Raw genomic sequence first — 13,622 nt, forward strand, 5'->3', positions numbered from 1 at the left:
TGAATCTGTACGTAGAGGGATGAATCACCATCCTCTTCCGCCGCGCAGGACCGGGACGCAGAAGGCGGTGGCGCCGACGTGAGCAGCGACTCTCCTCCCCCGCCCGAGCGACCGGGAGGGCGGGGCGTACGCCCTCGGCGTGGCGTGGCCGGCGGACCGGCGGGGCGGGCCTCGCGGGCGGTGGCGCGGGCCCGCCGCTCCGGCTCCGCGGCCCTGACGGCGACGGTGCGCCGGGCGGGGGACGAGAACGGCCGGGTCCATCCCGGGTTACGGCTGGCCACCGCGTACGCATGGCGCCTGATGGTCATCGGGGTGGCCGTCTATCTGGCGTTCACGGTGCTGGGACGGTTCGAGCTCGTCGCGATCGCGGTGTTCCTGTCGCTGGTGGCGACCGCCTTGCTGCGCCCGCTGGCCGATCTGCTGGCGCGGGTGTGTCCCAGGCCGCTGGCGGTGGCGCTGGCGGTGTTCGGCACGCTGTTCGCGGTGTTGGGACTGCTGGCGCTGGTGGGGAACGCGGCGACCGCGGAGGCGGGCCGACTGGTGGGTGAGCTGCGCGGCGGGATCGGCCGGATCGAGCGGTGGCTGGAGGGACCGCCGTTCCATGTGCGGCACGGAGTGCTGTCGGGGGCGCACGACAAGATCACCGCCTTTGTGTCACGGCATCGCGCAACGCTGATCAGCAGGGCGCTCAGCAGTGCGGGGCGGGTCGTGGAGGCGGGCACGGCGCTGTTCCTGGCCCTGTTCTGTTCGATCTTCTTCATCCATTCCGGCGACCGGATGTGGCAGTGGTTCCGGGGCCAGCTCCCCGAGCGCGCCCGGTCGCCGTGGGACCGGGCGGCGCGGGCGGCGTGGACCACCTTCGCCGGATACACCCGGGGCATCATCGTCGTGGCGGCCTCCAACGCGACGCTGGTCGGCATCGCCCTGTTCCTGCTGCGGGTGCCGCTGGCCCTGCCGCTGACGCTGCTGGTCTTCTTCGCGACGTTCGTTCCGCTGATCGGTTCGCCCATCGCGCTGGCGGTGGCGACGGTGGTGGCCCTGGCGGGGCGGGGCCCGGCCATCGCGGCCGTGGTGCTGTTGCTGATCGTGGCGGTCGGTCAGCTCGAGGGCCATGTCCTGCATCCGCTGGTGATGAGCTGGGCGGTGCGGCTCCATCCGGTGGTGGTGGCGATTTCGGTCATCGCCGGGAGCATCGTGGCGGGGGTGGTCGGCGCGGTGGTGGCCGTGCCCATGGTGTCCGTCGCCTGGTCGGTGACGCGGGCGCTGCGCGGGCGGCCGCCCGGCGAAGCCTGACCGGCGCCGTGGCCGGAACACCCGTGTGCAAGCGGCCGGGACATCTCGTCAGCGGCGGGAACACCCGTACATCGGCGGCCGGAACGCGCTCCTAAATTGCATCTCAGATTCGCATTATCGTAACCTGCCGCCATGCGGCTGACGAAGTCAACGGACCTGGCGCTCCGCACGATCATGCGGCTGGCGGTCACCGGCGCCGAACCCTGCACCGCCCGGCAGGTCGCCGGGGAGATGCAGGTGCCCTACAGCCATCTGGCCAAGGTGGCCGCCCGGCTGCAGCACCTGGGCCTGATCGAGACACGGCGCGGACGGGGCGGCGGGCTGACGCTCACCGCGACCGGGCGCACCGCCTCGGTCGGCCAGCTGGTCCGGGAGCTCGAGGGGGTCGGCGATGTCGTCGACTGCGAGGGGGATGTGCCGTGTCCGCTGCGGCAGGGCTGCCGGCTGCGGATGGCGCTGCGCCGGGCACAGGAGGCGTTCCTCGCCTCGCTGGACCCCCTCACGGTCGACGATCTGGTGGCGTCCCCGACCGGCCCGGTGCTGCTGGGACTGGCCGGGCGCGCACCCGGACTTTCCCCATGAGGCCGCCGTCCGGGTTACGCAGCCCGGATCCCGCCCCGCCGAGCCGCGCTGACACGGAGGTCTCCATGCCCGGTTCACCCATGCCGTTGAATACGAATCTGAGATACCAGTTAGGCCCGCTCATGCTCTCCGAGAAGTCCGCCGAGACCGTCCGCGCCACGCTTCCCGCCGTCGGTGAGGCCATCGGCACCATCACCGAGCTGTTCTACCGAAAGCTCTTCGAGGCCCACCCCGAACTGCTGCGGAATCTGTTCAACCGGGCCAACCAGGCCGCGGGCACCCAACGGCAGGCCCTCGCGGGCGCCATCGCCGCGTTCGCCACCGCCCTGGTGGAGCGGCCGGGCACCCGCCCCGACGCCCTGCTGAGCCGGATCGCCCACAAGCACGCCTCGCTCGGGGTGAGCGCCACGCAGTATCCGGTGGTGCACCGTCATCTGTCCGCCGCCATCGCGGAGGTGCTCGGCGACGCGGCCACCGAGGAGGTGACCGCCGCCTGGGACGAGGTGTACTGGCTGATGGCCAACGCCCTGATCGAGATCGAGCGGCGGCTGTACGCGGAACAGGGCGTGCTGGTCGGCGGGACCTGGCGGCAGTGGGAGGTGGTCGAGCGGGTCCGGGAGACGGCGGATGTGGTCACCTTCCGGATCCGGCCGGCGGACGGCCGTCCCGCCCCGGCTTTCAAGGCGGGCCAGTACGTCTCAGTGCAGGTGGAACTGGCCGACGGGGCGCGGCAGATCCGCCAGTACAGCCTGACCAACGGCCCCGGCGCCACGGTGCGCTCCTTCTCCGTCAAGCGCGAGGGCGCGGGTGAGGGCCCGGCCGGTGAGGTCTCCGGCCATCTCCACGACCACATCCACGAGGGCGATGAGCTCACCGTCTCCGCACCCTACGGCGACGTCGTGCTCGACGGCACGGACACTCCGCTGCTGCTCGCCTCAGCCGGGATCGGCTGCACCCCGATGGTGGCGATGCTGGAGGAGCTGACGGCCGGCGGACACCAGGCCCCGGTCATCGCCGTCCACGCCGACCGCTCCCCCGCCGAACACGCACTGCGCGCCGACCAGGAGCGGCTGGTCACCAAGCTGGCGCGGGGCACCGCCCACACGTGGTACGAGCGGCCCGAGGGCGACTGGCCGGCCGAGCGCACCGGCCGCGTCGACCTGTCCGGCATCGAGATACCGGACGGCATCCAGGCGTATCTGTGCGGGCCGATGCCCTTCATGCGGTCGGTGCGGACCCAGCTGCTGGAGCGGGGTGTGCACCCCTCCGCGATCCACTACGAGGTCTTCGGCCCCGATCTGTGGCTGACGCGGGACGACGGTGAGGGCCACTGACGCTCACCGGCGCCCGTCCGCCCGATGTTGGCCGGATGAACTCGAATGGCTCAGAGGCCGGTCGCTTTTGCCGGGGGGAACGTGGGACCGTACGGACACGGGTTCTGCCCATTCCATACGCAACCGTACGGAATGGTCCGTCCGGTACCCCCACATCGACGAGGAACCATGGATCGCGAAAAGATCACTCTCAGCGGCGCTCAGGAGACCTTGCTCGCCACGCTGTACGGCAGGGCGGTGGACAGCCGTTCGCCGGACTCCATCCTGCACGACCACGCGGCCCGGGAGGCCGTGGAGCGCGTGGCCTACGACTTCGGCAAAACGGGGATGACGGACACGACGGCGGTCGGCATCGCCCTGCGGGCGAAACAGCTCGACGACTGGGCCATGGAGTTCCTGGCCGAGCATCAGAAGGCGACCGTGCTCCATCTCGCGTGCGGTCTCGACACCCGGGTGCAGCGCCTCGACCCGCCGTCGTCGGTGCGCTGGCTCGACGTCGACTACCCCGAGGTGATCGATCTGCGCCGGCGGCTGCTTCCCGAGCCGTCGGGGAACTACGAGATGGTCGGCGCCTCGGTGACCGATGAGGCATGGCTGCGCGAGGTGCCGGACGACCGGCCCACCGTGGTCGTCGCCGAGGGGCTGACGATGTATCTGCGCAAGGAGGACGGCAAGCGGCTGATCCAGCGGATCACCGAGCGGTTCCCCAGCGGTCAGCTGCTCTTCGATGTCTACGGGCCGCTGGGCATCCGGCTCCAGAAGATGGTCCCCGCGGTGCGCAACGCGGGCGCCACTCTCCACTGGGGTCTGGACGACCCCCATGAGGTCGAGACCTGGCACCCGGGGCTGACCTGCCTCGACGCGGTGCGCAGCGTGGACATGCCGGGGGTGGAGAAGATGCCGGCCTCCGGCCGGATGAGCATGCGGGTGATGGCGCATCTGCCCGGTTTCCGGGATGTGGGCCGGATTCTGCGCTACCGCTTCTAGCGGCTCCGGCCCCGGCGCCGGGTTGGTCCCGGCGCCGGGGCCGAACGGCCAGGTGACCGCTATTTGATGCCCACCAGCATGGAGTAGCCATCCGTCAGCGGTTCGATCCGGCTGCCGCTGAACCCGGTCTCCGCCAGCCAGGCGCGGCCGTCGGCGGCGGTGTACTCGAAGCCGGACCGGGTCTCGATGAGCATGTTCAGGCTGGCCAGCAGACCGAAGGTGTTCTCCTTGCGGTCGTCGTCGATGATGGCGTCGTAGACGAGGACCGCTCCCCCGTCGGGCAGCGCGTCGTACGCCTTCTTCAGCAGCAGCCGCTTCTCCTCCAGGCCCCAGCCGTGCAGGATCTGGCCCAGCACGATCACATCGGCGCCGGGCAGGTCATCGGTGAAGAAGTCGCCGCCATGGAAGGTGAGCCGTTCCTCCAGGCCGAAGGACGCCACGTACTTCTCGAACACGGGCCGCACCCGGGGCAGCTCGAAGACACCGCCGCTCATATGGGGATGGCGCTGGGCCACCGCCACCGGGACGCAGCCCACCGCTCCCCCGACGTCCAGCACCGTCCGGTAGTCCGCCCAGGGGAACCGCTCGGCTATCACCATCGCCTTGCCCATGCTGAGCCCGGTCATTCCGTGCAGGAATCGCTCGAGGCCCTCCTGGTCGTGGTAGATGGCGTCGAACACGTCGCCGCCGTCCTTGTGCTCGTTCTGCGGTTTCCCGGTTCGCAGCGCCTCGGTGAGCGCCCCCCAGAAGGAATACAGCCGGCTGTTGGCCATTTCCAGGATGCCGCCCGCATAGGTGGCCTTCTTACGGTCGAGAAAGGTGTCGGCGGACGGGCTGTTGCGGTACACGCCCTCGGAACGCTCCAGGAATCCGAGTGCCACCAGCGCGTCGAGGAAGTCGGCGGCGCCGCGTGGGTGCAGTCCGAGCGCCTCGGCCAGGTCACCGCCGGTGCGGGGACCCTCTGCGAGCCGGGAGAAGAGATCCAGTTCCACCGCCGTGAGGAGCGCCTTCGACGCCATGAAGCCGAGCCCGACCTCAAGAATGGGCTCGGGGCTGATCTCGTGCCGCATAAGGTTCCCTCACTGTTCCCGGATATGCGCTCGCGCCGCACCTGACCGTATTCGGACCTCCTTACGCTACCGTCCCGTTGCTCCCTGCACGGGTCGCCGCCGGACGGCCGCGACGGGTGCGACGGACTCTTGACAGCCCGTTGACAGCGCTTTCTATTCGACGAATGACATCTGGACGACGATCCGTCAGACACGGCCGGCGGCCGCTCGGCCTTCTCGCGGCCGCCGCCCTCGGCGCGGCCACGCTGGTCGCGCACCCCGCCGCCGCACATACCGCACAGACCACGCGGACCGTCCCGGCGGCCAAGGGCACCACCTACTACGTCGACTCCCGCTCCGGGGACGACGGGGCCCCGGGCACCAGCGCCGCCAGCGCCTGGCGCAGCCTCGACCGCGTCGGCCGGACCACCTTCCGGGCCGGGGACCGGATCCTGCTGAAGGCCGGTGGCTCCTGGAAGGGCCAACTGTGGGGTCAACTGCATCAGCGGCGATGTCTCCACGACCGTCCCCGGCATCACCGCACCGCCGTCCGCCGCGACCGTGCTCCACGACATCCAGGTGCGGAACTCCACGGTGCGCGACACCCCGCTGATCGGCAACGGCACCGTCATCCCGGACAACGGTGGCCGTGACTACCGCGGCGCCCCGCTCTACCACGGCCGCCCCGATCTCGGCGCCGTCGAGGGGCCGCCGGCCGGACGCGCTTGACCTTGTCGCAGCGGCAGGGTTTCTACTGGCCACATGCGCATCGGAGAAATCGCCGCGCTCGCCGGAGTCACATCCCGGGCCGTGCGGCACTACCACCACATCGGTCTGCTGCCCGAGCCCCGGCGGCGCGCCAACGGATACCGGGTCTACACCCTCCGGGACGCCGTTCTGCTGGCCCGGATCCGGCGGCTGACCGAGCTCGGGCTCGCCCTGGACGAGGTGCGGGACGTCCTCGCGGACGACGCCGGGCGTGAGCTGGCCGAGGTGCTGGGCGAGCTGGACGCCGATCTCGCCCGTCAGGAACACGAGATCCAGCAGCGCCGCAAGGTGCTGGCGGCGCTGCTGGACGGCCCGCTCACACCGGATGCGCCACTCTCCCCCGCGCTCGTCGAACTCCTGAAGGTGGCGCCCGCCACCTCCTCGCCGACCGCCGCCAAGGACCGCGAGCACCTGATGCTGCTGGAGGGGATGATCGGCGGGGACGCGGTGTACGCGGCGCTGCGGCCGCTGGCCGAGGACCCCGCCGTGCTCCCGCTGTACGAGCGACTGGACGAACTGGAGCGGGCCGCGGCGGACGATCCCCGGATCGAGCCGCTGGCCGAGGAGCTGACCGCCGCCGTGCCGGACGAGGTACTGGCGGCCATCCCGGACAGCGGCCCGACGGCGACCGGCTTCGAGCAGGCGCTGCTCGACGACTACTCGCCCGCCCAGGCCGAGGTGGTGCGCCGGGTGATGGGGCAGTTGACCGTCCGACGGGGCAGGAGGGCGTCATGACCCGGCCGATCGCGCGGGCGGCGGTGTGGGCGAAAGGCGTGGCGGAGACGCTGATCCCGCTGGTCGCACGCCGGCTCCTCATGCACGAGGCCCGGGCCCTGCACAGCCTCGGGCTGTGGGTGCTGCGCCGCCGCCACCAGGTCCCCGAGGGGGCGCTGGCCGTCGCCTACACCGGGCCCCAGACGGCCATGATGTACGGGATGATCTTCGTGTCGGTCATCGAGACGGTGGCACTGGCTCTGGTGATCCCCTGGCCGGTGGTGCACGCGATCCTGCTCGTCATCGATGTGTACGGGGTGGTGCTGATCCTCGCCCTGCACGCGGCCTGTGTGGTCCGGCCGCATGTCGTGGGATCCGACGGGTCCCTGCGCATCCGGTACGGCGCACTGTTCGACCTGCGGGTTCCGGCCGCCACCATCGCCGCCGCCCGGGTCGACCGGCGCTATCCGGACGGACGGCTGGTGCGGCTGGGCCCGGACGGGGTGCTCGACCTCGCGGTGGGCAGCCAGACCACGGTGACGGTGGAGCTGACGGAGCCGGTGACATTCGTACGGCCCCTCGGGCGCCGGGGCGTCGCCCGTACGCTCCGGTTCCACGCGGACGATCCACGGGAAGCGGTCGCCGCGCTCACACGGGCCCGGACGGAGGCGGCGCCGGACCCGTCAGCGGCGCCGCAGTGACGGGTCGAGCAGCGCGGGCGGAGTGTCGTGCTTCTCGTGAGCGGCGAGGTCGGTGCCGGGGGCGACGATCGCGTCGATCGCGTCGAGCACATCGGCGGAGAGCAGGGTGTCGGCGGCGGCGAGCTGCGTGTGCAGATGGTCCAGTGTGCGGGGGCCGATGAGCGCGCTGGTCACGGCGGGATGCGCGGTCACGAACCCGAGCGCGAGCTGGATCATGGTCAGACCGGCCTCGTCGGCGACCTTGGCCAGTTGCTCGACGGCGTCGAGCCTGGCCCGGTTGGAGGGGATGGTGACATCGAAGCGCTCCGGCATCAACGCCGAGCGGTTGGTGGTGATGGACCGGCCCTCGCGGATGGCGCCCGACAGCCAGCCCGAGGCCAGCGGGCTCCACACCAGCACGCCCAGCCCGTACTCCTCGGTGACGGGCAGTACGTCGCGCTCGATTCCGCGCTGCAGGATCGAGTAGCTGGGCTGTTCGGTGACATAGCGGCTCAGGCGGTGCTCGCGGGCGGCCCACTGGGCCTGGACGACGCGGTAGGCGGGGAAGGTCGAGGAGCCGAAGTGGCGGATCTTCCCCGCGCGCTGCAGGTCGGTGAGCGCCGACAGCGTCTCCTCGTCGCTGGTGGCCGGGTCCCATCGGTGGATCTGGTAGAGATCGACGTGGTCGACGCCGAGACGGCGCAGGCTGTTGTCCAGCTCGGTGACCAGCCAGCGGCGTGAGCTGCCCCGGTGATTGGGCTCGTCGCCCATGGGCATGCCTGCCTTGGTGGCCAGCACGATGTCGTCGCGACGGCCGGCGATGGCCTCGCCGACCATCTCCTCCGACTCGCCGGCGCTGTACATGTCGGCGGTGTCGATGAGGTTGATCCCGGCCTCGAGAGCGGCATCGACGAGGGCGGTGGCCTCGTCCTGGGTGGTGCGCCCGATCCTGCCGAAGTTCATCGCGCCGAGTGCGAGGGAGCTGACCTGCACACCGGTGCGGCCCAAGGTGCGGTACTGCATGAGCGTGTTCCTCCACTGCGGGGAAGCGTGGTGGCATTGCGCGGCGGCAATGCGTGGTTTGGTGGCCGGGCCCCTGCTCTGGCATCATGGACAAACGGAACCTGGCTCCGGTAAAGATACGGAACGTCGTTCCGTTTGACAAGCCCGGCAGTGGAGGGAGCGGCGCGGTGAGCGACGGCGACAGGGGCGCGGGACCCTCGGCCCGGTCCAAGCGGGCGGACGCCCGGCGCAATCAGGAGACCCTGCTCGACGCGGCCGCCTCGGTCTTCATCGCCTCGGGCGTGGAAGCCCCGGTGCGCGACATCGCGGCCAAGGCCGGCGTCGGAGTGGGCACGATCTACCGCCACTTCCCGACGCGGGCGGACCTGATCATCGCCGTCTACCGGCACCAGGTCGAGGCCTGCGCCGAGGCCGGCCCGGCCCTGCTGGCGAGCAGCGCGACGCCGCATGCCGCGCTGGGGCAGTGGATCAATCTCTTTGTCGACTTCCTGGTCACCAAGCACGGCCTCGCCGCCGTGCTGCGGTCCGACAACGCGGGCTTCGACACGCTGCACTCGTACTTCATCGACCGCCTCCTCCCCGTGTGCACCCAACTGCTCGACGCGGCGGCCGACGCCGGGGAGATCCGGTCCGACCTGAAGGCGCTCGAGCTCATGCGCGGCGTCGGGAACCTCTGCATCGGCGCCGAGCACGATCCCAGCTATGACGCACGCCGACTGGTCGCACTCCTCATCGCGGGACTGCGCCAACCGCACTGACGGCGCCCGATTTCTGAGTACGTACCTGAGTATCCGGACGGATGCGGAGCCGACCGCATCCGCCCATTCTTGTCCGCATGAGTGAGACACCGGTCAAGCAGCAGAGCACGGCCGCGTTCTACGGTCAGGCGATCGCCTCCTTCGCCGTCGCCATGGCCGCCACCGCCATCGGAATCTTCCAGCTGAGCGCCGACGCCTGGGTGCGCGGCTTCCTCGCCATCTCCGTGCTCTACCTGGTGACCTCCGCCTTCACCCTGGCCAAGGTGATCCGGGACCGGCAGGAGGCCGGGCAGATCGTCAGCCGGGTCGATCAGGCGCGGGTGGAGAAGCTGCTCGCGAACCACGATCCCTTCGAGAAGCTGTAGACCTGCCGCGCGCCGCCCGGCGCTACTCGTCGATGACGAGCCCCTTGGCCTCGAGCACCGCCGCCAGCCGGCTGACCTCGATCACGCTCTTCCCCGCGCGGTAGGCGGCGATATACGCGTCTTCCGCGTCGACGCGGGCCTGGGACTTGGCTATGACGTCCTTCAGATCCTCGCGGCGCACTACCACGACCCCGTCGGCGTCCGCGCGCACCACATCTCCCGGGCGGACGATCTCGCCGCCGATCAGGACGGGTTCGGCCATCGGGCCTACGGTCTCCTTGACCGTGCCCTTCATGCTGACGCCGTACGAGAACACCGGGAAACCCAGCTTCCGCAGCTCCTGCGTGTCGCGGACACCGGTGTCGGTGACGAGACCGCCGAGCCCCTTGGCCACACACGCGTTGGCCAGCACATCGCCGAAGGAGCCCGCCTCGGCGTACTGGCCCGCGGAGACCACGATGACATCGCCGGGGCGGGCATGGGCGATGGCCACCTGGAGCATGATGTTGTCCCGGGGCGCGCAGCGCACGGTGAAGGCGGGGCCGCATACCGACATGGTGGGATCGATCGGCTTGATGGTGGAGTCCAGGGCCCCGAGGCGGCCCTGGGCCTCGTGGACGGTGGCGGCGGAGTACCCGCCCAACTGGTCGACGAGGGCGGGGTCGGGCCGGTCGAACCGGGTGGTGACGCGCAGCATGTGACTCCTTGAGGTGTTCAGGAAAGGTCCGCACAGGCGCGGGCGATGCCCTCGCACGCCGCGGTGAGGATGTCGTGGGAGGTCGCGAAGGAGACGCGGAAGTACCCCGGTGCGCCGTACGCGGCGCCGTGGATCACCGCCACCCGCCGTGACTCCAGCAGATGGGCGGCGAAGTCCTCGTCGGTGCGGATCTTGTCGCCGGACGGGGTGCGCCTGCCGATGACTCCGGCGCAGTTGACGAAGGCGTAGAAGCCACCGCTGGGCGGGGTGCAGGAGAGACCGGGGGTGTCATTGATCCGTTTGACCACGTCGTCGCGGCGCCCGCGGTAGACGGACACGCAGTCGCGGACGAAGCTCTGGTCACCGGTGAGCGCGGCGGTGGCGGCGGCCTGGCTGATGGACGAGGGACACGAGGAGATCTGGGACTGCAGGGTGTTGATGGCGCCGACGAGTTCGGCGTTGCCCGCGCCGTATCCGATCCGCCAGCCGGTCATCGCGTAGGTCTTGGAGACGCCGTTGGTGAGGAAGACCCGGTCGGCCAGGCGCGGTTCGACGCCCGCCATGCTGGGGACGCGGCCCGGCTCGTACCAGATCTCGTCGTAGATCTCGTCGGTGAGCACCTGGACGTGGGGGTGGTCGAGCAGTACCTCGGCGAGCGCGCGCAGTTCCCCGGCGGTGTAGGCGGCGCCCGTCGGGTTGCCCGGGGAGTTGAGGACGACCCAGCGGGTGCGGTCGGTGAGGGCCGGGGCGAGCCGCTCCGGGGTCAGCTTGAATCCATCCGCCTCCGGGCAGTCCACGATGACCGGTGTGCCGTCGTTGGCGAGCACCATGTCCGGGTAGGACACCCAGTAGGGGGCGGGGATGACGACCTCGTCGCCCGCGTCCAGGGTGGCCATCAGGGCGAGGAAGATGACCTGCTTGCCACCACCGCCGACCACGATCCGGTCTCCGGGACAGTCCAGTCCGTGGCGCAGCCGGAGCCGGTCCGCGATGGCGGCCCGCAGCTGCGGGGTGCCGTTGACGGGGGTGTATTTGGTGGCGCCCTGCCGCATCGCCTCGATCGCGGCGTCCTTCACATGGGCGGGGGTGTCGAAGTCGGGCTCGCCCACCGTGAGATCGAGGATCTCCACGCCCCGGGCCTTCAGCTCGCGGACCCGCTGGGCGGCCGCCGTGCTCGGTGAGGGCTTGATGCGGCTCACGCGCTGCGCCGTGCTCATTCAGTCCGTCCTGCGCTCGAAGTTGAGGCCACCGGGCACCTGGAAGGTGGGCAGGATCTCCACATGGCCGATGTTCACGTGGCGCGGTGATCCGACGGCGTACTCGATGGCGTCGGCGATGTCCTCCGGCTTCAGCGACTCGTAGCCGTCGTAGTACTGCCGCCGCGCCTCCTCCATGTCGCCCAGCAGCCGGCCGAAGATCTCCGTTTCCACCCGCCCGGGGCAGATCTCGGTGACCCGGATGCGGCGGCCGTACGCGTCGACCCGGAGCTGGCGGGAGAGGGTGTGCACGGCCGATTTGGTGGCGTGGTAGATGGTGTTTCCGCCGAAGTTGTACACGGCGGCGATGGAGCTGATGTTCACGATGTGTCCGAGGTCGCGTGCGACCATCCCGGGCATGACCAGCCGTACCAGGTGCAGAACGGCTTGGACGTTGACCGCTATCTGCTCGTCGACGGCGAACTCGTCGGCGGTGAGGATGTTCCCGGAGCGCGATACCCCGGCGTTGTTGACGAGCAGGTCGACGTCGACGCCGTGCAGTTCCCTGGTGAGCGCGGAGGTGTCCGTGATGTCGACGGCGTGGGGAACGCAGCCGGTCCGCCGGGCGAGGTCGTCCAGCCGCCCGGCGTCGCGGGCGAGCGCGTGGACCTCGAGGCCCTGCTTCGCCAGCCGTTCGACGACCACCGCTCCGATACCGGTGGAGGCGCCGGTCACCAGTGCGGTCTTGTAGTCGGAAAAGGGCATGTGAGCTTCACTCCTGGGAGATGGGGTTGGTTCGGGTGAGGGAGCGGCCTGCGGGTGGTCCGGGTCGTGGAGCGGCCCGGCGTTACGCGTCGCGCAGCGGCAGATGGGCCCTGTCCGACACCCGGGAGACGGCGATGAGCGTGCCGAGGGCGGTGATGACCGCGTAGAAGGCGGGCATGGTGACGTTGCCGGTACGGCTGATGAGGAAGGCCATCAGCAGGGGCGCGGTGCCCCCGAAGAGGGCCGAGGAGATGTTGTAGCCCAGGCCGTAGGCGGAATAGCGCACCCGGGTGGGGAAGAGCTCGACGAGCAGGATGTGGATGACGCCGGTGTGGCCCGCGAAGATGGCGGCCATGACGCATGCGCCGATGACGGCCAGCGCCACATTGCCCGTGCCGATGAGCAGGTAACAGGGCACACCGGCGATGGCCATGGCGATGGCGGCGGCCATGAGCACCTTCTTCCGCCCGATCCGGTCGGAGAGCGCGCCCATGAACGGGATGGCGAGGGATATGGTCACCAGGCTGGCCGCGGTGACCAGCAGACTCTGCACCTTGCCGAAGTGCAGCTCACCGCTCATGAACGTCGGCATATAGCTGAACAGCACGTAGTAGCCGGATCCGTTCATGAGCGGGATGAACAGGGCGAGCAGCATCGCGCGGCGGTGCTCGGCGGAGGCGAACGCCTCCTTGAGCGGGTTCCTGGACAGCCCGCCCTCCTCCCTCAGCCGGGTGAAGTTCGGCGTGTCGCTGATCCGCTTGCGGATGTAGAGCCCGGCGATGCCCAGCGGAATGGCCAGCAGGAACGGAATGCGCCAGCCGTAGGACTCCATGGCGTCCGCCCCGAGGGCGCTGGTCATGCCCGCCGCGATCAGCGTGCCGGTCAGCAGGGAGAGGAACGAGGCGATCTGCGCGTAGCTGGTGTACAGACCGCGTTTGCCCTCGGGAGCGTGCTCCGCGAGGAAGGTCATCGCGCCCGATGCCTCGCCACCGACGGAGAAGCCCTGGAGCACCCGCAGCAGGATCAGCAGCGCGGGCGCCGCCACACCGATGCTCGCGTACGTCGGCAGGAGGCCGATCGCCGCCGTCGCCACGCTGATCAGCATGATGACGAAGACGAGCATCCGCTGCCGGCCCATGCGGTCACCGAGGTGGCCGCAGATGATGCCGCCGAGGGGGCGGAAGAAGAATGAGACGGCGTATCCGAGGAAGACGAGCTGCACCTGTACCGCGTTGGTGGCGTCCGGGAAGAAGACGGCGCCCAAGGTGCCGGCCATGAAGCCGAAGATGCCGTTGTCGTAGAGCTCGGCGAAGATGCCGACGCACCCGGCGAGCGTCACCTTCCTCGCGGTTCTGGGATCGACGACATGGGAGGCCGGCTGAGCGGCGACGGCGGTCATAATGTCTCTTTT

Annotated in this window: 15 protein-coding genes; 9 read left to right on the forward strand and 6 right to left on the reverse strand. The window is 70.3% G+C overall.

The window, feature by feature from the left end:
• Positions 1-180 precede the first annotated feature (180 nt).
• The 4 genes from GWI24_RS13775 to GWI24_RS13790 all read left to right on the forward strand — a co-directional run bounded on the left by GWI24_RS13775 (position 181) and on the right by GWI24_RS13790 (position 4,196).
• Positions 181-1,293: an AI-2E family transporter gene (locus tag GWI24_RS13775; RefSeq protein WP_210946251.1), complete on the forward strand. Its 1,113-nt coding sequence runs from the start codon at positions 181-183 to the stop codon at positions 1,291-1,293.
• 132 nt (positions 1,294-1,425) lie between these two features.
• A complete protein-coding gene (locus GWI24_RS13780) occupies positions 1,426-1,875 on the forward strand; it encodes an Rrf2 family transcriptional regulator (protein WP_210946238.1) in 450 nt (149 codons plus the stop codon).
• 122 nt (positions 1,876-1,997) lie between these two features.
• Positions 1,998-3,209, forward strand: coding sequence for a globin domain-containing protein (locus GWI24_RS13785; protein WP_210946239.1), 1,212 nt, complete (start codon positions 1,998-2,000; stop codon positions 3,207-3,209).
• A 168-nt stretch (positions 3,210-3,377) separates the two neighbouring features.
• Positions 3,378-4,196, forward strand: a complete 819-nt coding sequence (locus GWI24_RS13790; RefSeq protein WP_210946240.1) for a class I SAM-dependent methyltransferase — start codon at positions 3,378-3,380, stop codon at positions 4,194-4,196.
• Between the two features lie 59 nt (positions 4,197-4,255).
• Here GWI24_RS13790 and GWI24_RS13795 read toward each other — a convergent pair whose 3' ends face one another.
• A complete protein-coding gene (locus GWI24_RS13795) occupies positions 4,256-5,266 on the reverse strand; it encodes a methyltransferase (protein ID WP_210946241.1) in 1,011 nt (336 codons plus the stop codon).
• Between the two features lie 444 nt (positions 5,267-5,710).
• On the opposite strand from GWI24_RS13795, the gene GWI24_RS13800 reads away from it, so the two are divergent.
• From GWI24_RS13800 to GWI24_RS13810, 3 genes are read left to right on the forward strand one after another with little or no spacing between them, the layout of a single operon-like run.
• Positions 5,711-5,974 carry a hypothetical protein gene (locus tag GWI24_RS13800; protein ID WP_210946242.1) on the forward strand — a complete coding sequence of 88 codons (264 nt, stop codon included), beginning with the start codon at positions 5,711-5,713 and terminating at the stop codon, positions 5,972-5,974.
• Between the two features lie 33 nt (positions 5,975-6,007).
• Positions 6,008-6,748, forward strand: a complete 741-nt coding sequence (locus tag GWI24_RS13805; protein WP_210946243.1) for a MerR family transcriptional regulator — start codon at positions 6,008-6,010, stop codon at positions 6,746-6,748.
• Entirely contained in the window at positions 6,745-7,428 is a 684-nt protein-coding gene (locus GWI24_RS13810) for a hypothetical protein (RefSeq protein ID WP_210946244.1), read from the forward strand. Before GWI24_RS13805 ends, GWI24_RS13810 begins: the two co-directional genes overlap by 4 nt.
• Here the strand turns inward: GWI24_RS13810 and GWI24_RS13815 are convergent.
• Complete coding sequence (locus tag GWI24_RS13815) at positions 7,411-8,430, reverse strand: aldo/keto reductase (RefSeq protein ID WP_210946245.1); 1,020 nt, start codon at positions 8,428-8,430, stop codon at positions 7,411-7,413. The genes GWI24_RS13810 and GWI24_RS13815 overlap by 18 nt on opposite strands.
• A gap of 167 nt (positions 8,431-8,597) precedes the next feature.
• Between GWI24_RS13815 and GWI24_RS13820 the strand changes: the two genes are divergently transcribed.
• Positions 8,598-9,188, forward strand: coding sequence for a TetR/AcrR family transcriptional regulator (locus GWI24_RS13820; RefSeq protein ID WP_210946246.1), 591 nt, complete (start codon positions 8,598-8,600; stop codon positions 9,186-9,188).
• Positions 9,189-9,265: 77 nt separating this feature from the next.
• On the forward strand, positions 9,266-9,553 hold the full coding sequence (locus GWI24_RS13825; protein WP_137976210.1) for a YiaA/YiaB family inner membrane protein: 288 nt from the start codon (positions 9,266-9,268) through the stop codon (positions 9,551-9,553).
• A 22-nt stretch (positions 9,554-9,575) separates the two neighbouring features.
• Here the strand turns inward: GWI24_RS13825 and GWI24_RS13830 are convergent, their stop codons facing one another.
• The 4 genes from GWI24_RS13830 to GWI24_RS13845 all read right to left on the reverse strand — a co-directional run.
• The gene (locus GWI24_RS13830; protein WP_210946247.1) at positions 9,576-10,250 is read right to left on the reverse strand and encodes a 4-carboxy-4-hydroxy-2-oxoadipate aldolase/oxaloacetate decarboxylase; all 675 of its coding nucleotides are present in this window, start codon (positions 10,248-10,250) and stop codon (positions 9,576-9,578) included.
• Between the two features lie 17 nt (positions 10,251-10,267).
• Positions 10,268-11,467, reverse strand: a complete 1,200-nt coding sequence (locus GWI24_RS13835) for an aspartate transaminase (protein ID WP_210946248.1) — start codon at positions 11,465-11,467, stop codon at positions 10,268-10,270.
• Complete coding sequence (locus GWI24_RS13840) at positions 11,468-12,211, reverse strand: SDR family oxidoreductase (RefSeq protein ID WP_210946249.1); 744 nt, start codon at positions 12,209-12,211, stop codon at positions 11,468-11,470.
• 82 nt (positions 12,212-12,293) lie between these two features.
• The coding region (locus GWI24_RS13845) for an MFS transporter (RefSeq protein ID WP_247616309.1) at positions 12,294-13,622 on the reverse strand (1,329 nt) is incomplete at its 5' end.

It is taken from the genome of Streptomyces sp. MK37H (assembly GCF_018035285.1).
Classification (GTDB): Bacteria; Actinomycetota; Actinomycetes; order Streptomycetales; family Streptomycetaceae; genus Streptomyces; species Streptomyces endocoffeicus.

Coding starts and splice junctions, on each gene's coding strand:
- GWI24_RS13780 (WP_210946238.1), top strand. CDS start 1,426: ATGCGGCTGACGAAGTCAACGGACCTGGCGCTCCGCACGATCATGCGG.
- GWI24_RS13785 (WP_210946239.1), top strand. CDS start 1,998: ATGCTCTCCGAGAAGTCCGCCGAGACCGTCCGCGCCACGCTTCCCGCC.
- GWI24_RS13790 (WP_210946240.1), top strand. CDS start 3,378: ATGGATCGCGAAAAGATCACTCTCAGCGGCGCTCAGGAGACCTTGCTC.
- GWI24_RS13795 (WP_210946241.1), bottom strand. CDS start 5,266: ATGCGGCACGAGATCAGCCCCGAGCCCATTCTTGAGGTCGGGCTCGGC.
- GWI24_RS13805 (WP_210946243.1), top strand. CDS start 6,008: ATGCGCATCGGAGAAATCGCCGCGCTCGCCGGAGTCACATCCCGGGCC.
- GWI24_RS13810 (WP_210946244.1), top strand. CDS start 6,745: ATGACCCGGCCGATCGCGCGGGCGGCGGTGTGGGCGAAAGGCGTGGCG.
- GWI24_RS13815 (WP_210946245.1), bottom strand. CDS start 8,430: ATGCAGTACCGCACCTTGGGCCGCACCGGTGTGCAGGTCAGCTCCCTC.
- GWI24_RS13825 (WP_137976210.1), top strand. CDS start 9,266: ATGAGTGAGACACCGGTCAAGCAGCAGAGCACGGCCGCGTTCTACGGT.
- GWI24_RS13830 (WP_210946247.1), bottom strand. CDS start 10,250: ATGCTGCGCGTCACCACCCGGTTCGACCGGCCCGACCCCGCCCTCGTC.
- GWI24_RS13835 (WP_210946248.1), bottom strand. CDS start 11,467: ATGAGCACGGCGCAGCGCGTGAGCCGCATCAAGCCCTCACCGAGCACG.
- GWI24_RS13840 (WP_210946249.1), bottom strand. CDS start 12,211: ATGCCCTTTTCCGACTACAAGACCGCACTGGTGACCGGCGCCTCCACC.